Annotated in this window: 17 protein-coding genes; 1 reads left to right on the forward strand and 16 read right to left on the reverse strand. The window is 56.3% G+C overall.

The window, feature by feature from the left end:
- The 15 genes from MJA45_RS18090 to MJA45_RS18160 form a co-directional block, all read right to left on the reverse strand.
- Window positions 1-1,485, reverse strand: a complete 1,485-nt coding sequence (locus MJA45_RS18090; RefSeq protein ID WP_315603306.1) for a type 2 periplasmic-binding domain-containing protein — start codon at window positions 1,483-1,485, stop codon at window positions 1-3.
- A gap of 27 nt (window positions 1,486-1,512) precedes the next feature.
- Window positions 1,513-2,397: a carbohydrate ABC transporter permease gene (locus MJA45_RS18095; RefSeq protein WP_315603307.1), complete on the reverse strand. Its 885-nt coding sequence runs from the start codon at window positions 2,395-2,397 to the stop codon at window positions 1,513-1,515.
- Window positions 2,398-2,406: 9 nt separating this feature from the next.
- Window positions 2,407-3,342, reverse strand: coding sequence for an ABC transporter permease (locus MJA45_RS18100; RefSeq protein ID WP_315603308.1), 936 nt, complete (start codon window positions 3,340-3,342; stop codon window positions 2,407-2,409).
- The gene (locus tag MJA45_RS18105; protein ID WP_315603309.1) at window positions 3,339-3,650 is read right to left on the reverse strand and encodes a DUF4387 domain-containing protein; all 312 of its coding nucleotides are present in this window, start codon (window positions 3,648-3,650) and stop codon (window positions 3,339-3,341) included. The genes MJA45_RS18100 and MJA45_RS18105 overlap by 4 nt, the downstream gene beginning before the upstream one ends.
- Complete coding sequence (locus MJA45_RS18110) at window positions 3,647-5,014, reverse strand: acyclic terpene utilization AtuA family protein (RefSeq protein ID WP_315603310.1); 1,368 nt, start codon at window positions 5,012-5,014, stop codon at window positions 3,647-3,649. The genes MJA45_RS18105 and MJA45_RS18110 overlap by 4 nt, the downstream gene beginning before the upstream one ends.
- 14 nt (window positions 5,015-5,028) lie before the next feature.
- Window positions 5,029-6,954, reverse strand: a complete 1,926-nt coding sequence (rbsK, locus tag MJA45_RS18115; protein WP_315603311.1) for a ribokinase — start codon at window positions 6,952-6,954, stop codon at window positions 5,029-5,031.
- 270 nt (window positions 6,955-7,224) lie between these two features.
- Entirely contained in the window at window positions 7,225-7,980 is a 756-nt protein-coding gene (locus MJA45_RS18120) for a DeoR/GlpR family DNA-binding transcription regulator (protein ID WP_315603312.1), read from the reverse strand.
- 136 nt (window positions 7,981-8,116) lie between these two features.
- Window positions 8,117-9,265: a Gfo/Idh/MocA family protein gene (locus MJA45_RS18125; protein WP_315603313.1), complete on the reverse strand. Its 1,149-nt coding sequence runs from the start codon at window positions 9,263-9,265 to the stop codon at window positions 8,117-8,119.
- On the reverse strand, window positions 9,262-10,089 hold the full coding sequence (locus tag MJA45_RS18130) for a class I fructose-bisphosphate aldolase (protein WP_315603314.1): 828 nt from the start codon (window positions 10,087-10,089) through the stop codon (window positions 9,262-9,264). The genes MJA45_RS18125 and MJA45_RS18130 overlap by 4 nt, the downstream gene beginning before the upstream one ends.
- 286 nt (window positions 10,090-10,375) lie before the next feature.
- Complete coding sequence (locus MJA45_RS18135) at window positions 10,376-11,416, reverse strand: aldose 1-epimerase family protein (RefSeq protein WP_315603315.1); 1,041 nt, start codon at window positions 11,414-11,416, stop codon at window positions 10,376-10,378.
- Window positions 11,417-11,431: 15 nt separating this feature from the next.
- A complete protein-coding gene (locus tag MJA45_RS18140; protein WP_315603316.1) occupies window positions 11,432-11,980 on the reverse strand; it encodes a D-lyxose/D-mannose family sugar isomerase in 549 nt (182 codons plus the stop codon).
- A 13-nt stretch (window positions 11,981-11,993) separates the two neighbouring features.
- Complete coding sequence (locus MJA45_RS18145) at window positions 11,994-13,211, reverse strand: carbohydrate kinase family protein (RefSeq protein WP_315603317.1); 1,218 nt, start codon at window positions 13,209-13,211, stop codon at window positions 11,994-11,996.
- A 208-nt stretch (window positions 13,212-13,419) separates the two neighbouring features.
- Window positions 13,420-14,499, reverse strand: coding sequence for a glycoside hydrolase family 172 protein (locus MJA45_RS18150; protein ID WP_315603318.1), 1,080 nt, complete (start codon window positions 14,497-14,499; stop codon window positions 13,420-13,422).
- Between the two features lie 154 nt (window positions 14,500-14,653).
- On the reverse strand, window positions 14,654-16,444 hold the full coding sequence (locus tag MJA45_RS18155; RefSeq protein WP_315603319.1) for an L-fucose isomerase: 1,791 nt from the start codon (window positions 16,442-16,444) through the stop codon (window positions 14,654-14,656).
- A gap of 76 nt (window positions 16,445-16,520) precedes the next feature.
- A complete protein-coding gene (locus MJA45_RS18160; RefSeq protein WP_315603320.1) occupies window positions 16,521-17,513 on the reverse strand; it encodes a LacI family DNA-binding transcriptional regulator in 993 nt (330 codons plus the stop codon).
- A 204-nt stretch (window positions 17,514-17,717) separates the two neighbouring features.
- Here MJA45_RS18160 and MJA45_RS18165 point away from each other — a divergent pair, with 204 nt between their 5' ends.
- Entirely contained in the window at window positions 17,718-18,317 is a 600-nt protein-coding gene (locus tag MJA45_RS18165) for a DUF2087 domain-containing protein (protein WP_315603321.1), read from the forward strand.
- 118 nt (window positions 18,318-18,435) lie between these two features.
- Here MJA45_RS18165 and MJA45_RS18170 read toward each other — a convergent pair whose 3' ends face one another.
- Window positions 18,436-19,869, reverse strand: a complete 1,434-nt coding sequence (locus MJA45_RS18170; protein WP_315603322.1) for an MDR family MFS transporter — start codon at window positions 19,867-19,869, stop codon at window positions 18,436-18,438.
- Between the last annotated feature and the right edge of the window lie 51 nt (window positions 19,870-19,920).

Below are 19,920 nucleotides of genomic sequence, written 5' to 3' on the forward strand. Positions count from 1 at the left end.
TTACTTAATCGTTTTGTTCGCGTAATCCGTAACGTCCTTGCCGCCAGCCGCATTCCAGTCGGCTACGAACTTGTCGAAGTCGGCGGCCGTTTTCTTTCCGGTGACCATGTTGGCCGCAAATTCCTTGTAAACGGCATTTGCCGCATCCCACTTGGAGGCAAGGTCAGACGGTATGACGAACGAATTGTCCTTCGTGGACATGGAGGTAAACATCTCCAGCGATTTCATCGCCGGCTCGGTCAGATAGGGCGTGGACGGATCCATAGGGGCTTTGAAATTCGTAATCGACTCGACGAAATTAGGATACCAGGCGGCGAATTTGTCCGTCAGCTTGATTTTGCCGTTAGCCATCGTATATTCCGACCCCTCGATGCCGATCTTGTCGATAATCTGGCCTTTCTCCCCTGCCATGTATTCCAGCACGGCGAAGGCCATGTCCTTGTTCTTGGACGTTTTGGAAACGGCCCACCCGCGGCTTTCCTTCGAGACATCAACCGGGGTATAGCCCTGCGCCTTGCCCTTGGCGGGAGGAAGCGGAACGACCTTGGCTCCTGCGCCGTTCTGGCTTATCGCTTTGGTATTGTAGACGTCGATGACCTTACCTTGGCTGCCCGCAATAATGCCGGCCTGGCCGTCATAAAACGCTTTTTCCTTCGTGTCCCACTTCTTGGTCAGGAATTCGGGATCGAGCAGGCCTTCCTTGTACAGCTTCGCATAGAAGTCGAGCTTCTCCTTCTCCGCCTGCGTCGTTTTGCCGTACGAGTATTTCCCGTCTGCTCCTTTGATCCAAGTGGACGTCAATCCGAAGGACTGCCCGAACATCGAATCCAGCTCGTCGATCGTGCCTGCCGTGGTATAGGCGTATTTCACGCCGGCCTTCTCCTTCAACTCCTTGAAGAACTTATAGTAATTATCGGTGGTCGGGTTCGCTATCGCTTCTTTGCCGGAAGGGGCTTTGTCAAGAATATCCTGCCGGACGACCGGAACAGCGCTGATCGGCGGCGACAGCCACAGCAGATAAGGGTAATTCTTCATCCGCTCTTTGTTGTAGTCGTTAAGGGAAGCCTTGATGTTGGTCGACTTGTCGACGTAAGGGGTCAGGTCCTCCAGAATCTTCTGCGTGATGGCGAAGTTGTAGTCTCCCCCCTGGAAGTAGATCAAATCCGGAATGTTTCCGCTTTGGAGAATGAGACCGAGCTTCTCGGAATAAGTGCCGCTTTGAACAGGCAGAACCTGCAGCTTCACGTTCTTTCCGTCCGCCTTCATAGCCTCCTCAATCGCTTTCACCTTACGCTGGACGTTAGCATCCTCCGGCTGGAAGTCCTTGCTCACGATCGTAAGGGTAACCGGCTGGCTGCCGCCTGTGGCCGCTGCCGATCCGCCCGGTGCCGGAGAAGCGCCCCCGCTCGTTTTGTTTCCCCCCGTGCTGCAAGCCGTGGTCACCGTCATGAGAATCGCGGCGAGCGTGACAAGCTTTTTGTTCATCTTTGTTTCCTCCCTTTTGTGGTTGCTTTATTCTTTAACGCCGCCATCCATAACCCCTTTGGTGTAATACTTCAGGATAATGGGATAGAGCATAAGAATCGGAATCATGGCTATCACGATCGTAGCCGCTTTCAGGGAACCGAAGTCGAGCTGGGCGATCCCGCTGTTCTTAAGCAGCTCGGCGGCATCAATCATCGCCGTCGTGTCCCTCTCTACAATGAACTGGCGCAGAAGCACCTGCAGCACCGTGTGATCCCGGCTGGACAGGAAGATGCTCGATTTGAAGAACTCGTTCCAGCGGGCTACGGCATAAAACATACCGATGGTTAATAGCGGGATCCTCGACAGGGGGAGCACGATCCGGGTAAAGAGCTTGACATGGCCGGCCCCGTCGATTTTGGCCGCTTCCAGCAGGGAATCCGGGATCTCCTCGATAAATCTCATCATGATGATCAAGTAAAAGACGTTAATCGTCCGGTACAGCACCATCGCCCACAGGTTGTCGAGCAGCCCCAGCGATTTGATGACCATATACTCCGGAACGATTCCCGGCTCGAAAATCATGATGACAATCAGGAAGACCATCAGGGGCGTCTTGCCGACGAGCTTTTTTCGGGTCAGCACATAGGCCGACATCGTGGTAAACAGAAGACTCAACAGGGTGCCCGTCACGGTAATGAACAAGGAATTCATCACGGCGCGGACAATGATCGGATTATGAAGCACCACCTCGAAATTGATGAGCGAGAATCCCCTCGGCAGGACCTCGTATCCGCGAAGCAGATGCACCTGATTCGGATGGGAAAGCGATTTGGCGAAGAGATTGACGATCGGCACGAACATGGATAGCGTCATAAGGCTCAGAAGGAGCGCAAGGAACGTCTTGGAAACGGTAATTTTTTTTCCTGTCATAGCATCCTCCTACCAGGCGCCTTTGGAAGTCAGCTTCTTGGAAATAAAATGGGTCGAAAGCACCAGGATGACCCCAATCACGCTCTTGAACAGATTGGCAGCGGTTGCAAAAGAGTACTGGCTGTTGATCAAGCCGATGCGGTATACGTAGGTATCGATAACGTCGATGCTGGAATTCACGGAGTCGTTCGTAAAGTTCAGAATCTGATCCAGTCCGGCGTTCATGATGAACCCGACATTCAGGGTAAAGATCGTAACCATGGGGATATACAGGTGAGGCAGAATGATGCGGGTCATGATGTGCCACCGGTTGGCTCCATCGACATAGGCCGCCTCGTACAGGCTCGGGTTGATGCCCATAATCGCCGCAAAGAAAATGATGGAATCCCAGCCGGCGCTCCTCCAGGCCTCACTTGCCACCAGTACCCAGCGGATGGATTCTTTATCCGTAAGAAAGTCATGAGGAGGCAGCCCGATGGCCTTCAGCCCTTCATTGACCGCTCCGGTGGAAGGAGACAGAAACTCAAACCAGATTCCGGCTATGACCACCCAGGACAAGAAGTGGGGCAAATAAGCCACCACCTGCACCATCTTACGGAACACTCCGTTCCGGAACTCATTCAGCATGAGAGCGAAAAGAATGGGAATGGGAAAAATAATAATCAGCTTCATGGCGCTGATGATCAGAGTATTCTTGATAATGTTCGAAAAAATAGGAGTACTGAAGAGCTCGCGGAAATACTTTAATCCGACATATTCGTGATCGCCGAGAATGCGGTAATCGTAAAAGGCCAGCTTCATCCCGTAAATCGGCCACACATGAAAGATGGCAAAATAGGCGATCGCCGGAACAAGCATGACATACAGCACCTTATCGCTCCACACCTGTTTCCATCGCGAGCTTCCTCTTATCTGGGCAGGTGCCGTCGTTCTCACCGCCTTCATACGTCCACCTCCAGTTCCATTAGAGGAGCCGCCTGCTGCGCTCCGTACACATCCCGGTCTAGAAATGTGCCTGAGGATATTTGTCTTGCAAACGTAATCTTGAACCCGAGCGCCTGATCGAAAAAGACGATATGAGTGATGGCGTCTTCCGGAAGGCGGTAAAGCTTGGAGATGAGCGGTTTGCTGATGATGCCGGAGTCTTTAATTTTGTGGTACAAGAGCGGATCAGTGAAAAGGGCGTCAAGGGTAATTTCGAACGGTCCGCTGTTCTTGCTTCGGAGAACCGACGCCGCTTCGTATAATTTCATGGAAGCACCTCTTCATAGTCGATGGGGAATAGGCATCGTCCATCCTTCACTTCCATCAGATGATAGACGGAGAACTCGTAGACGGCCCCGAAGGGCACATCGCTCGGAGCGAATGGAAAGGCGAGATTGCCCGCCGTGGACTTCCTTCCTTCGTAGCCATAGTGCAGGAAGGTGGAGCGTACCGAGCTGCAGACGGCACTTGCGAGCTCCTGGGTTTCGGCCACGACCTCGTACACGACGCCGAGCTCATGGGAAGGGGCCAGATGAGGCTCCAGGTTCCCCATCACCCCGTTCAACCCGTAATTGATGAAATGGATGGCATAGGTATCCGGCGGGATTTCGCTGTAATACTCGCGGACCTGGTCCTTGACCAGCTCCTCCACCTGTTCGATTTGGCGGATGAGGAGGGGGTCGCGCACCCCCGCGATGCCGAAGGTGCGGTATGCCACCTTCATGGCTCCCTCCAGCTTGATCCGGTAAACAGGCGTTTCCTCCAGGCGGCTGCCCCGCACTTCAACGGCTCCGTCTCCCGTCTCCTGGAAGGTACAGTGCTCGAGGTTAAGAACGAAGCCGGGCCCGTGAAGAAGATACGGATGATCCTTCTCATAAAAGGTATGGGCGGCAACCGAGACGGCCGTACACTTCCGCTTCTCATTCAGCGGCTTGACAAGGAAAGAATCCTCCCGGAGAATGCCCAGCATGCAGTCTTTGGTTGTACCCGGGTCGGCGCACAGAGCGGCGCATTCCAAAATTTTCCCCAGGTGGTAGGAAAGAGCGGGATCGAAGCCCTGCCTCATGGCGACTGCTGCGAAAGGAGAAGGATCATAGGCCCTCCCGCATAGGATAATGTCGGCGCCGGCATCCAAGGCGGCGATTATCGGCTCATGTCCCATCTGGGCGACAATCCCGTTCGTCGCCTTAAGCCTTTCGCTTGTTAGCGGTTTCACAGAAGAGCCGAGAGGCTCGCATTTTCCTTCGGCCAGCTTACTCTCCACCATTTCCGGTGGAATATCCGCCCAGATGATGGCGAGCTTAAGCCCCCTCAGGTTGTGCTCCTCAAGAATCTCCATGATGATGGCACGCGTCCATTCCACGTGCACCCTTGCTCCGCTTCCACCGGCCGACCCGATGATGACTGGAATTTTGGCTGCGGCGCCCCCCGTGAGAATCAGCTCCAGATCTTTCTTGCACGCCTGTTTGCTGACAATCGCCGTTCCGGCCCCGAGCTTGTGGGGACCCGCATCCGTCGATCCGGCGTCAACGACAATGGCATCCGGCCCCGCTTCCATTCCTTTCAGAAAAGACGCTTTCGGAAAGCCGTAGCCGAGCATTCCGCATGGCGCCAAAATGGTGAACTCATTCATGGTGAAGTCCCCTCTCACATATACATGCGGATCGTCTCGTAATCGGGAAGCGACGGCTGCGCGCCTTCCCGGCTCACCGTAATGCCGGCGGCCAGGCTCGCAAACCGGATCGCATCCGCCAGTTCCTTGCCGTCGGCTAGCGCTACGGCAAGCCCGCTGATAAACGAATCTCCCGCTCCCGTCGTATCCACAGCCTTGAACTTGGCGGCCGGAAAGTACTCCTTGCCCCTGTCGTTGACGAGCAGGCAGCCCTTCTCTCCAAGTGTGACAATCACGTTCTGGAAGCCTTTGGCGAGCAGCCTCTCGGCCTTCTCTTCGATGGAAGCCTCGCCTGGGATCATCCGCTCGATCTCGGTTTCGTTCGGGACAATCAGAAAGCCGTCTTGGAAGTACTGGTAATTCAGCTCCCGGGCGGGGGCCGGATTCAGGATCAGCTTCACCTTTTTCTCCCGGCATATAGCCGCCACGTATTCAATCGTGTCCATGGGAATTTCCATCTGAATCAGACAGTAGGAAACCTGGTCAAAGATCATTTCGAACGATTGAACCTGCTCCACACTGAGCCGTGAATTGGCTCCCGGGTTCACCACGATGTTGTTGTCCCCGTTTTCCGAAACGTAAATATAAGCATTGCCGGTCGGGAGCAGGTCGTCAAACACGATGCCGTTCGCGTCCACTCCATTCTTGATCAGGCTGTTATAAAGCTCCCGGCCATAGAGATCGTTTCCGACCCGGCCGATCATATACACCCGGCCGCCAAGCTTTCCGGCGCCGACCGCCTGGTTCGCTCCCTTTCCTCCCGCCGCATTTTTGATGTCCGAGGTAAGGATGGTCTCCCCGACCCGGGGGATATGCGAAACCCTCATGATGATGTCCATATTCAAGCTGCCGACAATGACCATTTTCTCTCTCGCAGCGGAGTCTTTAAGCTGGGGAGGCGAAGTACTTTGTCTTTCGGTCAGATACGGCTCATAAACAAGCTTCCGATCCACGGTTTCCCCTTGGATTTGAGCAATCAGCGAAGAGCAGGCTTGGAAGCCGATCTCGTAAGCGGGAAACCCAACCGACGTCAGGGAAGGAGTCAGCAGGCTGCATAGACTGGAATCCCCGCAGCCGATAACGGATACATCCTTCGGTATGTGCACACCGGCTTCGTTTAGCGCAAGATAGACACCGCTTGCCAGAATATCGCTCGCCGTGATGATAGCCGTCACCCCTTGAGACAGAAGGAGACGGCCCCCTTCGTATCCCGCCTGCTTACCCTCCTGTTCCCCGGCTTCATAAACGAAGATCCGGTTAAAGGCAATGCCATGGTCATACAGGGCCTTCTTGTAACCTTCGAACCGGCCGGCCTCGTCCTGATGGGTTAGCGGACCTCCGATATAACCGATTTTCTCGTGCTTCATACGCAGGAGGCATTCCGTCGCCAGATAAGCTGCCTGCCGATGGTCAAGCAGGATGCGGGTGGCCGCCTCGTTATCCTCCCCTTGGCCAACCAGGAGACACGGAACTCCTTCCTGCTGTAAGGGATTCAGGTCTTGGGAGATAAACCCTGCAGAAGGAATCATCAGCACCCCTTCCGCGTTACGCTGCAAAAGAGTATCCAGATGCTTCTTCTCTTTGGCCGGATCCCCGTCCGTCATTCCGAGAATAACGCTCCTTTTTTCCCGGTAGGCGCACTCTTCCACACCGCGGATGAACGCCTGACTGAAAGAATCCGTTACACCGGGAAGAACAAGACCGATGGCCCCCGTCTTGGCCGCCATGCGCTGGATAACCTTCTGATAAGGAACGTAGTTGGTTTCCTGAACAATTTTGATGATTTTCTGCTTGGTCTCCTCCCCGATGTCCTGGTCTTTCTGGTTAAGGACCTTCGAAACGGTTGCGGTGGAAACGCCCGCCAGCCTGGCGATATCTTTAATGGAAAGAGCCTTGGTCATAAGCGTACCTCTTGTCATTTCATTGGGATAGCGTGTACGAAAACATTTTACTAAAACGGTTTCCCCCTCAAAAGTAACACAGCCTCCGCGAGGGTGTCAACGAAAATTTGTAAGCGATTACAGCTAAAAGAATACAAAAATACACCCCTTAGAATTCACGGAAAAATACCCAGACGGTTTTTCCAATGACTATTCTAAGGGGTGCACTTCATCATTCGCCTCGGCGGTTCCTCCTGACGGCCACTCTCTTCTTCGAATCCTTCGCTCCCGCTAAGCCTCCACCATATCAATCCCCGCCTGGCGGCAGGCTTCCAGGAAAGAAGGATCCGGCAGCCTGTCCGTGATCACCCGCTGAACATCGTCCAGACGGGCAAAGGAAAAGAGATCCGCCCCGCCGAATTTCGAATGATCCAACAGGATGTTAACCTCCGAGGCTTTGCGGATCGCGGCCTTCTTGATCTCCGTTTCGTACATGTTCGAATTGCTGAAGCCATGCTGGGGCGATACCCCTGTCGAGCCGAGGAACACTCTGGAGAAGGCCATGGATTCTACCAGACTCTCGGCAAAAGGCCCGATCAAGGTAGAGGTCGCTTCAAGAATCATTCCGCCGGAGACGATGGCGGCAATCCTTTTAGTCTGAAGCTCGTTCGCGATGTTGAGGGCATTGGTCACCACCGTAATGTCGAGACCGGGCTTCAGAGCCCGGACCAGCTCGAACGTGGTGGACCCGCCGTCGATGAACAGACAGTCACCCGGAAGGATGAGCGAGGCCGCCTTCCGTCCGATCCGCGCCTTCTCCTCGGCCATTACCCCGGTCCGGTCCTTCAAGGCGATATCGGTTCCGGCCCGGATGGCCCCTCCGAAGGTTCGCCTGAGCAGCCCCGCCTGCTCCAGCTTTTCGAGGTCGCGGCGGATGGTCATCTCCGTTACCTCGAACATTTCCTTCAGATCATGAAGCCGAATCTCTCCTTCGGCCTCCAGCCTATCCATAATCACTTGCTGTCTATCGTTTAACCGGCTTGCCATGGTCTGCCACTCCCGCTCCCGTATTCCGTTCCATTAGCTCTATTATAGCCGTCTTCTCCCGGAAGTCATCTCCTATTCCGGCAAGGGGATGATCCCACAGGGGAGCGAAAAGGGGAATCCTTTCTGATCCGATGGATTAGAGAGGAATCGTCCCGCCGGTCCGGTTGGATTCCAAGGCGGCCGTGAACAAGCGGTGACTGAACTCCGCCTCTTCCGGCGTCGCGCAGTGGAAAGGCTGGAGCATGCGTCCCGTTCCGTTTGCGATTTCATCGCAGAAGGCCGCCCACATCTGCAGGATGGAGTCCGAGAACCCGAATTCAAAAATGCCTCCCGTAATCGTTCCGTAGGCCGACTTATAAGGGACATCCATCACGTGCCAAGCCTGCTTTCCTCCCGCTTCATAGGGAAGCCAGGCAAGCTGCTTCGGATTTTTGGTCGTAAATTCCGCGGAGAAGGCCGTGCCCTGAATGCGGATGAACCAGGTATTGGCGTGGCCGGGAGCGATCCGCTTGGTCGAGAGCAGCATCGGGAACGCCTGATCCTTCGTCTGGACCTCGCAAGCCAAAATGGCGTTGTCCCACGTTTCGCAAGGAGCTGTACCGCCTTTGCCGTCCGGCCGTTCCTCGATGATCTGGCTCAGCAGGGAGCGAACGTTGGCCGGCTTCCAGCCGAAGCGCATCGGCAGGTGCAGCACGTGCATGCCGAGATCGCCCATGCAGCCGTATTCCCCGTTCGTGGCGATCCTTCTCTTCCAATTGATCGGCTTCTGCGGATCGAGATCGCTCGAGTGCCAGAAGCCCGCCTCCACCTCGATGATTTTGCCGAAGCGCCCTTCCTCCACCCATTTTGCGATCTGCAGGGCTCCCGGAAAGAAAGGAAACTCCGAGGAGCAGCGCACGAGGACCTCCGGATTCTCGGCAATGGCCTTTTGAATGTCCGCGTTCGCCTCCCGGTCGATGCCAAAAGGCTTCTCTCCGAGCAGATGCTTGCCGGACCGGATAATATCCACATACAGCTGGGCATGCAGGTTATGGGGAACCGCACAGTAGACGGCATCGATGTCCGGGTCGGCGAGAAGGTCGCGGTAATCGGTAAACGTCTTCTCCACGCTCGGGACCGCCTGTTTGAACCAACCGATGGCATCAGGATTGGCGTCACAAACAGCCGTAATAACGGGAATGAAATTTACATCGGTCAGATGGCACCAGCGGGCGGCCGCACTGGCAAACTCCTTGCCCATCAAGCCGCAGCCGATTACGCCGAAACGAATCGTTCGTTGGGTCATGCCTGCTCGCCTCCCTGCAGGATGGATAGAGCCGTTTCCGCGCTGTCCCCCCGATGGACAATCCCCATAAGTGCCCGGGTCATCCTCTCCGGCTCCGGGTGCTGGATGACGTTCCGGCCGTACACAATGCCGGAGGCGCCTTGTTCCATCAGCTTGACCGTACGGGTGACGATCTCTTCATCGGACGCCCGGCCTCCGCCGCGTACCAGGACGGGAACTCCCGAAGCCACCTCGATAACCCGGTGGTACTCTTCCACCTCGTCGCAGGGGTCGGCTTTGATCACGTCGGCCCCCAGCTCGACAGCCTGGCGGACGAGCGGCATGATTTTGTGAAGGTCGCCGTCCACCATATAGCCGCCTTTCGTTTCATTCGGAAGCATAACGAGCGGCTCCACCATGAGCACCATGCCGTACCGTTCACAGTCGCTTTTCAGCTTCATGACGTTCTTCACGCATTGGTAATGAAGCTCCGGCTGCCCCGGCAGCAGAAGCAGATTCACGCACACCGCCACGGCGTCAAGACGTACGGCATGTTCAATGGCTCCGTCGATAATCTCGCTGAATAGGTAGGACGGCAGGGACGTGCCGTAAATGTTGGCCGCGTCGGTGCGCAGCACCAGACCCGGCTTCTGTTTGCCGGGCAGCTCCTGCAGGTGCTTCGCCTGTCCGATGCTGAGCTGGATGCAATCGGGATTGGCTTTGACCACGGTTTCGACGGCTTGCTTCATGTCTTCAATGGAAGAAAGAAAAGAAAACTCATTAAAAAATCCATGATCGATGGCCACATCGAAGCATTTGCCTTCGGGACTAAACATCCGGTTCATTCTTGCGCTCGCTGACATGAACATTCACCCCATTTGTTATATTCGAACATTATGTATTCATTTCAAACATAATTATAGGTTCGATTGTTCGGAATGTCTATCCCTATTCTTGCCTTCCCCCGGCAACCTTCCGATTGGCAAGCATAAAAAAGGACCCTAGTCGGGACCTTTCCATGAAGCGGCATGACCATGCCGTCAAGCTGCTTCCGCTGCTGAGCAGCCTTAAGAACACGGGAGAGCCCCCTTTTCTTCCAGCCTGCCCTTCCGTGCTCATAACCCCAATCCCCTATCGTCGAATCTCCACATACAGCTCGGTCTGCACTTTTTCGCGGGGGGCGAGCCGGACCAGACTCCCCTTCTCCCTCTCCGCCGCCCGGCCCTTTACAAAACAGTTGGAGGGTTCGATGCCCAAGACATGCTCTCCCGCTCCCGCCATTTTCCATTGGATCAGGTTCGGCAGCGTCCCGGTGTGCCAACCGAGCTCTACCGTCAGCGGGAATGTCCCCCCACCGGCTTGCGGAAAAGCAGGCTGCTCGATCCGCACACGCGCCCATCCTTGGCCGTCCGGTTCCGGCCGCCGGTAATACACCCGTTCCTGGAATAAGGGATCCGGCTGCTGCCAGGTGTCCATCCCGTCGATAGGCGTTCCAGGCTCCCGCGGCCGGACGGGACCTTCCGGAAACACGATGCGGGTCCCCTCATCCAGGAGAGGAAATCCAAAGTTGAAATGGTAAAGCAGCATAAAAGGGGCCTCCCGGAACCCCATATTCTCCACCTCGTCGGTTATCTGAATCCGGTTATCCCCGAGACGGCTTCGAATGACTCGTTTTAAGCGCAGGCAGTCGCCAAAGATGGATGTCTCTTCTACAACACCCCGTACCTCCATCCGGTATTCGTCCTGCACCCAATCGGACACCGCCGACACTTGGCGGGCGGGGATGTGGTGGGCACGTCCGTGCTGCCCGTAGCTTCCTTCCTTATCGGCGCCGGGCGATCCCACCTGGGTCAGGCCGCATGTCATGAGCAAGCCCCCTGACGCTGTCCGGACCCATTCGGCTTCCCGGCTGTCGTAATAGGCTGGGTGGGCGTCTCCGTTGGGGCTTTGCCAGGAAATCGGCACATCACCGAACGCAGCCAGGGAGATATCCATGCCCTTGGAGGGGGTCACGGCGTAGGCCAGACCGGCTCCGGTCCTCACCCAGATCTGTTCCGTGCCTGTTTCGACTCCTTCTTCGAGGCGGACCCTGCGGATTCCGCCCAGCTGTTCGATCCGCCCCACCCGGGCTTCCAGTTCATCGCGTGTCCAGCTTCTTCCGAATAGCTTCATGGTCCTTTCCACCTGTCAGCCTTCCTCGACTTGCGGTTCCCTCACAATTCGGGGATCCGTAAAGATATCCGCTTCGTCCCGGCTCGTGCTGGAGAATTCGGAGACGACCGCGCCTTCCGGTCCGGCCTGAAACCAGTGAAGGGTATCCGGCGGAATCGTAAACTGCCGGCCGGGAGTCAGCACGATTTCCCGGTAGACCGTATAGTAAGCCTCGCTGCCCTGGGGTACCGCCGCTTGAACGGATGGAGCGGCCTCCCCCTCGACATACAAATAAACAAGCCCCGCCCGGCAGCGGAACGTCTCCCGCTTCCCCGGCGTTCCGTTGACCGGAGGGTGGCGGTGCTCCGGACAGGTCTGCCCCGGAAGAAGAACCAGCTCCTTGGCACAGTAAGGATCCGTATTGATATACGTGACAAGCCCAAGGCCCTGCTTCTCGAACTCCCCCAGTCCGAAATCCGCGATTTCGATCCCCGCTTCTTCTTCCGGGGTAAGCACAATCCCGGCCCGGTTTAGAGAACCGGCTGTCTGCTCCTGATAATGCTGAAGCTCTCTCTTGTTCAACATGAAACCAGCCTCCTCACTTTAGATCCTTCACTTGCCCGGCATCCAGCGGACTGCGATAGAGCAGCAACTCCTGCTGATACCTCCACCCCTCGAGTCGGATGACCGAGGGAAGCTGAGGCCACGCGCCCGCCAGACGTTCGTTCACGCACTCCCACGGGGGAATACCCGAGAGGGCGTCCGTTTCCTCCACATTGCAGGCTCCTACGGCTACGGCCCGGAGCAAGGCATCCTCCAGGGAAAGCCCTTTCAGCATCCCGCCCAGAAAGCCGGCGATCGTACAATCGCCCGCTCCCGTCGTTCCCTTCACCGGCACCTGAAAGCATGGAGCGAGAAGCTCCCTTCCCCTCCAACTGGAGGGATCGGCGGGAGCCGCAGCCCCCATCCGTGCCGGTGACAGCCGGGCGGCCTCCTCCGTCGTACGAAGATAAAGCCCACCGGTGCCCAGCTTTACTCCGGCGACGGCCGCTCCGCCACCCAGCAGCTCCGCCGTTAACTCTCTAAGCAGTTCCGTCTCCACGTGCGGGAGCAGGTCATGGCCGTACTGCCGCTTCATTTCCATAAATTGCTCCCGCCGCAGCAGGAAGAGCAGTTCTTCAAAGCTCGGGAGAAAGATATCGGTATAAGGCAGCGCCCTTGCCAGAATAGCCCTCCAATCCTGCCGGGCGGCTTCCGAGGAAGGGTCGGGCTCCGCCAGATCCAGGGACACCGTTATTCCCTGCTCCTTCACCCTTCGCAATAGCTGCTCCAGCTCCCGCCCCTCGTTCCGGTAAAGCCTCTTCATGAGAGTAGGGTACCCGAGATGGAAAAGCCGCAGGCCTTGCAAGCTTTCGGGAGCCAGGTCATCCTCCCCGAAGGTGTCGTTCGTTCCCGAGTAATGCCAGAAGCAGCGGTCCGCCCCCGGCGGACTTACCACGACCGTGTACGAGCTGTGTTCCCCGGCGGAGACGATCATGCCGTCGGCCAGCTCCTTGCCGTATTGCCCTACTATGGCCAGGATTGACTTGCCGAACAAGTCGTCGCCCACTTTGCCGAGCAGCCGGGTGCGGAACCCGAGCCGGTGAAGGGCAAGCCCCGTATTGGACACCGCTCCTCCTGTGGACGTGACGGCGGGTCCCACGGCCAGAAGCTTGCCGGGTATAACGGCGGTTTCCCCGAGGAGGGCAGGAATGAGGTCCAAGCAAATATGACCGGCCACGGCTACCTCCGGAGATGACGGTTGAGACAGCTTCATGAAACACCTCACTAAAAATGGGATAAAAGGAACTCTTACCTGCCAGTATGCTAACAAAAGGACATAAAATGTTATTTTGTAACATCCCTTTTTGTTAGTTTACCAAAAATCCCGAAAGTTTGGGTTCATTTCTCACAAATATTCTTTCGAACAAAGCCCCGTCCGGGGAAGAGGTGATGCCTCGGCCGGGATACAGGGGAATGCTGTATCAGATAACTTCGAGATCGTCCTTGGACGGCAGCGGCGGATAAGACCCATGAGGCTCCGCCTGGTACCAGAAAGCGACGGACGCGATATCGTCCTTAAGAGGTAGGTACCGGCCGTGCGACCTCCATCCGAGTGCCTGGATGGTTACCTTTAAGTCTTCCTCGAACCGGATAGGATCCATGATATGCCAGCGGTACATCCCGAAGCGCTGATTGGCCCGGTAGAGGCCGTCCGGCTTGATCACCTGGTGCATGCCGAGGAAAGCGGTCGAATAAGTCGTATACTGGTTGTTCATGTCCCAGTTCCACGCGCCTCCGAAGTAATCCTCGGTCCCCGTCCCCGCGATCGTCGGATATTCCCGGTCCCCGTCCATATAGAACTTGATCTCCCCTTCGCCGAACCAGTTGTTGCTGTTGGCCTGCCACGCGAGATAGGTTCCCACGTAATGCCCTTTTCCCTCGATGCCGTCGATAATCGTATGTACTTCTTTGTAGGGAAGCGGGTTGCTCCTGCGCCACTGGGCATGGAAGTACGCCAGATCTTCCGGAATTTCCGTCAAGGTGTAATCAATCTGGTAGTAGAGCACGGCATTTTCGTGAGAAAGATTTTTCATGGTAACGCGGGCCTTCTTGCGGAAGGGCATTTCCCAGTAGCTGTTGAATCCCCCGGCGGGATTCACGGCGATAGGCAGGGAGTTGACGTTGGTCCTCTCGCACCAGCCGTTGCAGAAGAAATCACCCACGGGCACCTGCACCGATGGCTCGGTCTCGTCGTCCCAATACACTGTAAAAATCAAGGAACGCCAAACCTCCGGGGCGCAGGTGAGCCAGATGTGCTGGATCATGCCGGGACCGGTGATTTCGCCCATGGTGAACTCCGTGTTCCCTTCCACCAAGACGGACGGAGAGACCTTCCATCCCTGCCCCAAATCCCGGGATGGCCCCGATCCGGTTCCTTCCGTGGCCATGGCACCCTTGCCTTTTTCGCCGGTGAAATTCTCCGGAGAGATAGAGCGTGTCTGGGCGTTGGAGAGACGGGAGAGACTGCCGATTCCCATGCCGATTCCATTGAATGGTATCATACTAAACATCCTCCTCAATTCATTCGTTTGGATTGGTGACGTTGAACAGGACCTTGTCTGGAGGCGCGACCTCTTCCGGGAAGGGATGGCCCGACACTTGGGTCTCCGGACATTCCGGTCTTTAAGATCGGGACATTCGATGCCCCGTTCCCGGCTACTTATACAGCGGCCCGTACGCCGCGCATGCCCGGTAGTCGGCCCCTTCGGCGTCTCCGGTGCCGAAAGCGTTCCAGGCGCTCGGCCGGAAAATGCGGTCGTCCGGCACGTTGTGCATGCATACGGGAATCCGCAGCATGGAGGCCAACGTGATCAGCTCGCCTCCGATATGCCCGAAGCTGACCGCGCAGTGGTTGGAGCCCCAGCTGTTCATCACCGTATAGACGTCGCGGAACGCCCCTTCCCCGGTCAGGCGGGGGACGAACCAGGTCGTCGGCCAGGTCGGGTTCGAACGGAGGTCGAGCTTGTCGTGCACTTCGCCGGGAAGCTCAACCGTATAGCCCTCGGCCAGCTGCAGCACCGGCCCCAGTCCCTTGACCAGGTTAAGACGGGCCATGGTAACGGGCATGCCTTCCCGTGTCGTATAATCGGTCGAAAACCCGCCTCCGCGGAAAAAGTCGACGGCCGGGCGCCACTCCACCGCCTCTAAACAAGCTTTGGTTTCCTCTGTGCTAATTTCCCAAAACGGCTTCATGGCCGGCTTTCCCTCACGGCTTTGGCGGCCCGTCCCATCCAGGGCGGCCGGTCCGGAATTGATAAGATGAATGATTCCGTCCTTCGCCATCCCCTCCAGCTCATAGCCCGCTGCCTTTTGTACCGCATCCGGACTCCAGTAGGTTCGTACGTCGGCAAAGATTTGCGCGGCATTCGTCAGCAGATGGCCGAAGATCATGGTCATTCCGTTAAGAGCGTCATTCTCGGTAGAGAGCATATACGGCTGGCGGATGCCGTTCCAGTCAAAGGAAGACGTGAGGATCGCTTCCATGACATCCCCGTTCGGCTTGAAATCGGTCCACATGCGCTGGCCCTGAAAGCCGGCCGCCAAGGCATTATGACCGAGGGCCTCCTCGCCATATCCCATCGAATCCAGCTTCGGGTTCCCGGTCATCAGGTCCCGCGCGATCAGGGTCATTCGGACGGAGACGGCCCAATCCTCGTCCTTCTGCTCCCGGGTGCGCTGCCCGTCAACCGGATTGACGTCCTCTCCTTCCCGGCAGTTCTCCTTCACCCAGGCCATCGCGGCTTCGAACTCTTCCTTGTCATAAATGCCGAGCTCCATCCGGCGCAGGAATTCGCTCATATCCACATACTCGTTCCTCATGTCCAGATAATCCTGGAAGAAGCTTTCGTCTATGATGCAGCCCGCAATGCCCATGGAAACCGAGCCCATGGAAAGGTAGGATTTGCCCCTCATGACAGCCACGGCCAGAGCGGGCTTCGCGAACTGAAGCAGCTTCGCTTTCACATCGTCCGGCAGGGTGGTGTCCGTGATGTCCTGAACGTCCCGGCCGTAAATGCTGAACGCCGGAAGCCCCTTCTGGTTATGCGCCGCCAGAGCCGCAGCGAGGTACACGGCGCCCGGACGCTCCGTTCCATTAAAGCCATAGATGGCCTGGGGCCGGAAAGGATCCGTGTCCATCGTTTCCGTTGGGTAGCACCAGGAAGGCGTGACGGAAATCGTTACCCCGACATTCTCACCCGCGAACCGTTGCGCCGTGCGGGCCGCTTCCGCGACCCCGCCGATGCAGGTTTCGGCTAGGATGCACTCCACCGGATCCCCATTGGCGTGACGCAGGTTAGCGGTTAAAAAGTCCGCCACCGTCTCAGCCATTTTCATCGTGACTTCCTCGAGCGATTCCCGAATCCCACCTCGCCTGCCATCAATGATGGGGCGTATTCCGATCTTCGGCATGCTTCCTTTCCAGCGGTTCCATGCGCTTCCTTCCATCCCTCAGTCTCCTCCCATAATTCGGATAGGTAAACGTTAACCTATCGGCTAACAAAAAAGAGGGTTTCCCCTCTCTTCACCATTTGCGTACCAGTGTGGGCACGAAGGTGCGACTCTCGGTTCCTTCCCCTTTCTCCGCATGAGCAAGCCGCCGGATCAACAATTCCGCCGCCGCTTGGCCTACTTCGTCCGGACACTGCTCCACAATCGAAAGCCTATGACCGAACAATCCCGAAAATTCCAGATCGCCAAAGGAGGCCACCTCGATGGAATCCAGCGCTTTTCCTGCTTCCCGGAGACCGAGATAGAGGCCGAAGGTCATTTCGTTGTTAACGCTGAAGACCGCAGTCGGCGGCTTCGGAAGCTGCAGGAAGGTCAGAATTCCCTCCCTGCCGGATTCCCTGGTCAAGTCTCCGGCGAATACATAAGACGCGGGGAGCGCCACGCCTGCTTCCCTCAAGGCGGCGGCGGCTCCGTCCAGCCGTTCCCGGGCGGTGCTGATCCAGTCCGGCCCGGCCAGTATCCCGATTGCTTCGTGCCTTTGCGCCAGCTCGGCAGCCGCTTCATGGGCCGCCGCCTCGTTCTCTTCCGCCGCGAGATCGGCCGCGACGCCCGGAAGTTTCCGGTCTACGAGAACAAACGGAATGCCAGAGCCGCGGACCATCTTGCGAATAGCGGGAACATTCCGCCCGGTTCCGGCTAAGACGACGGCTTCTACTCTCATCATCATCAACCCGTTCAGAGCTTCCAGCTCCATGTCCGGATCCCCGTAGGTATCCATAAACATGCCGTGAAGCCCGCTCTGCCGGAGCCTTTTCTGAAGGGAACGGGAAAGCTTCATGAAGTAGGGATTGGTCATGTCCGGCAATACGATGCCGACCATCCGGGATCTGTCCTGCTTGAGGCTGCGGGCGATGGCATTCGGCCGGTAATTCAGGCGCTCGATCGTTTCCAGGATGGTGCGGCGCGCCCCTTCACTCACATAGCCCGTGTTGTTAAGAACCCGGGAGATTGTGGCCGTAGATACGCCCGCTTCCTGGGCTACGTCTTTAATGGTGATTTTCTTCATCTGCGTCTCCTGTTATGTTAACGTTTACACATTGAGTCTAGCAGAGTCGGATATCTTTGCCAATGGGGTTTTGGCCAAACAAAATTTTATGCCGTAACGAAAAAAGAGCATTGACACGGACGCATCATTCGCTTACCATCTAATTTAACAATCATCTAATTAGACATTCATTAAATTATAAATCACAAAAAGGCGGTGTTCTTCGTGCAATTAGAAAAAGTCGTCCAGTATCACAAAGCTCTAGCCGATCCTACCCGAATCAAACTGCTGATCCTGCTGGCGGACGGGGAGCGGAACGGGCAGGTACTGGCGGAGAAGCTCGGTGTCACCCCCGCTACCATCACCCACCACGCGGCGAAGCTGCGGGAAGCCAGCCTGCTTAACGAACGGCGGGAGAAGAATACCATATATTTTTCCTTAAACCATTATTTCATCAAGAGCTATGCCACGGCTACGGAAAGCCTGATTTACCGCAAAACCAAAGGAGGAAACGAGATGGCGCAGGACAACGAGAACCGGTTGAGGGACTCGGTCATTAAGAACTTCTTCACCAAAGAGGGTAAGCTGAAGAGCATCCCCGTTCAGCTTAAGAAGAAGCTTATGGTGCTGGAGGTTTTGATTTCAAAATTGGAAATGGGCAGAACTTATACCGAGAAGGAAATCAACGAGTTTATAACCGGTTTTCATGACGATTTTGCCACAATCCGAAGGGAATTCATTATGCACCAGTTCATGTTCAGGGAGAATCAGATTTATGAGCTGAACCCTCCCGAGATGTGGGCTAACTGGAAGACCCTTTCCTGATCAAGCGATCAGGAAGAGAAGCGGGTCAGCCGGAAGCTTTCGCTAAAAAAAGCGGGGCAAGCTTTCGCCTGCCCCGCCATTCTTTTTGCAAATATACACTTATTTTCCGATACAAGCGTTAATGCATCGAATTCATCGCTGAATGAGTAACGGCAACCCGGCGGATAAAAAACGCCATCGCAAGACCGATTAACGTTACGACGAAGGCGAATAGAAAGACATGCTGGGATCCGGCCGTCATTGCATGGGCCAGCGGGTTCTGAACAGCCTTCGCCGGAGCGCCGCTCATATACCTCTCCATCCCGCCGGTAAGGATACTGATGGCGATCGCCGTGCCGATGGCTCCCGCCACCTGCTGCAGGGTGTTCATGATCGCCGTCCCGTGCGGATAGAGCTCAGGCGGCAATTGATTCAGTCCGTTCGTTTGCGCAGGCATCCATACCATCGAAATGCCCACCATCAACCCGATGTGCAGCGCTACGATGAAACCCACAGAAGACACGGGCGTTAAGGTGGAGAAAAGCCACAGCATGATCCCCACCAGGATCAGGCCGGGAATAACGAGCCACCTCGGTCCGTATTTGTCGAACAATTTCCCCATTCGGGGAGACAGGATACCGTTCAAAGCACTGCCCGGCAGTAGCATGAGACCGGCGGTGAAGGCCGTCAGGTTCATCCCCTTCTGCAGAAACATGGGCAGGATAATCATGCTCGACAGGATGATCATCATACACGACAGCACCATGGCCAGTCCTACGAGATACATGGGATACTTGAATACCCCAAGATTCATCATCGGCTCGCTCATCGTCTTCTGCCGCAGCGAGAACAGGAGTAGAGCGGCCGCCCCCACGAGAATGGACGTCAGGACGATGGGACTGGTCCATCCCTCCGAGCCTTCCCCCGCTTTACTAAAGCCGAACACAACCCCGCCGAAGCCGATCGTGGACAAGGCGACCGACAGCAGATCAACCCGCGACTTCGTCACCTCGGTGACGTTATCCAGATACTTCAGCCCAACCAAGAGGCCAAGGATCAGGAAAGGCAGGGATAACCAGAAAATATAATGCCAGGTGAAATATTCGATTAACAACCCCGCTACCGTTGGACCGGTGGCCGGCGCGAACATAATGACGAGCCCGACGAAGCCCATGGCCGCCCCGCGCTTCTCCGGCGGGTATACCACTAGAATCGTATTGAACATGAGGGGAATGAGCAGCCCCATGCCCACCGCCTGCAGAACGCGGGCGGCCATCAGCATTTCAAAACTGTAAGAAACGGCGGCGAGCAACGTACCCGCGATGGAGCTGGCAAGTGAGCCGATAAACAGCTGCCTTGTGGAGAATCGCTGCAGGAGCCAGCCGGTCAGAGGCATCAGAATGCCAAGCGTAAGCAAGAACCCCGTCGTTAACCACTGCGCCGTGGCGGCCGTAATCTGGAAGATCTCCATCAAATTGCTGATCGCGATGTTGAGCGCCGTTTCACTGAACATGCCGACGAAACCGCAGATAAGCAGCGAGGCCATAATGGCCCGCGTATTGTATTTCTTCATGATCGCACTCCATCCTTTTTCCGAGTATACTCTCTCTCTTTTTCTCTTTAC

Origin of the sequence: Paenibacillus aurantius (assembly GCF_032268605.1) — a bacterium.
Classification (GTDB): Bacteria; Bacillota; Bacilli; order Paenibacillales; family NBRC-103111; genus Paenibacillus_AO; species Paenibacillus_AO aurantius.

Excerpts from the sequence above, each read along its gene's own strand:
- MJA45_RS18090 (WP_315603306.1), bottom strand. The coding sequence starts at position 1,485 with ATGAACAAAAAGCTTGTCACGCTCGCCGCGATTCTCATGACGGTGACC.
- MJA45_RS18095 (WP_315603307.1), bottom strand. The coding sequence starts at position 2,397 with ATGACAGGAAAAAAAATTACCGTTTCCAAGACGTTCCTTGCGCTCCTT.
- MJA45_RS18100 (WP_315603308.1), bottom strand. The coding sequence starts at position 3,342 with ATGAAGGCGGTGAGAACGACGGCACCTGCCCAGATAAGAGGAAGCTCG.
- MJA45_RS18105 (WP_315603309.1), bottom strand. The coding sequence starts at position 3,650 with ATGAAATTATACGAAGCGGCGTCGGTTCTCCGAAGCAAGAACAGCGGA.
- MJA45_RS18110 (WP_315603310.1), bottom strand. The coding sequence starts at position 5,014 with ATGAATGAGTTCACCATTTTGGCGCCATGCGGAATGCTCGGCTACGGC.
- rbsK (WP_315603311.1), bottom strand. The coding sequence starts at position 6,954 with ATGACCAAGGCTCTTTCCATTAAAGATATCGCCAGGCTGGCGGGCGTT.
- MJA45_RS18120 (WP_315603312.1), bottom strand. The coding sequence starts at position 7,980 with ATGGCAAGCCGGTTAAACGATAGACAGCAAGTGATTATGGATAGGCTG.
- MJA45_RS18125 (WP_315603313.1), bottom strand. The coding sequence starts at position 9,265 with ATGACCCAACGAACGATTCGTTTCGGCGTAATCGGCTGCGGCTTGATG.
- MJA45_RS18130 (WP_315603314.1), bottom strand. The coding sequence starts at position 10,089 with ATGAACCGGATGTTTAGTCCCGAAGGCAAATGCTTCGATGTGGCCATC.
- MJA45_RS18135 (WP_315603315.1), bottom strand. The coding sequence starts at position 11,416 with ATGAAGCTATTCGGAAGAAGCTGGACACGCGATGAACTGGAAGCCCGG.
- MJA45_RS18140 (WP_315603316.1), bottom strand. The coding sequence starts at position 11,980 with ATGTTGAACAAGAGAGAGCTTCAGCATTATCAGGAGCAGACAGCCGGT.
- MJA45_RS18145 (WP_315603317.1), bottom strand. The coding sequence starts at position 13,211 with ATGAAGCTGTCTCAACCGTCATCTCCGGAGGTAGCCGTGGCCGGTCAT.
- MJA45_RS18150 (WP_315603318.1), bottom strand. The coding sequence starts at position 14,499 with ATGATACCATTCAATGGAATCGGCATGGGAATCGGCAGTCTCTCCCGT.
- MJA45_RS18155 (WP_315603319.1), bottom strand. The coding sequence starts at position 16,444 with ATGGAAGGAAGCGCATGGAACCGCTGGAAAGGAAGCATGCCGAAGATC.
- MJA45_RS18160 (WP_315603320.1), bottom strand. The coding sequence starts at position 17,513 with ATGAAGAAAATCACCATTAAAGACGTAGCCCAGGAAGCGGGCGTATCT.
- MJA45_RS18170 (WP_315603322.1), bottom strand. The coding sequence starts at position 19,869 with ATGAAGAAATACAATACGCGGGCCATTATGGCCTCGCTGCTTATCTGC.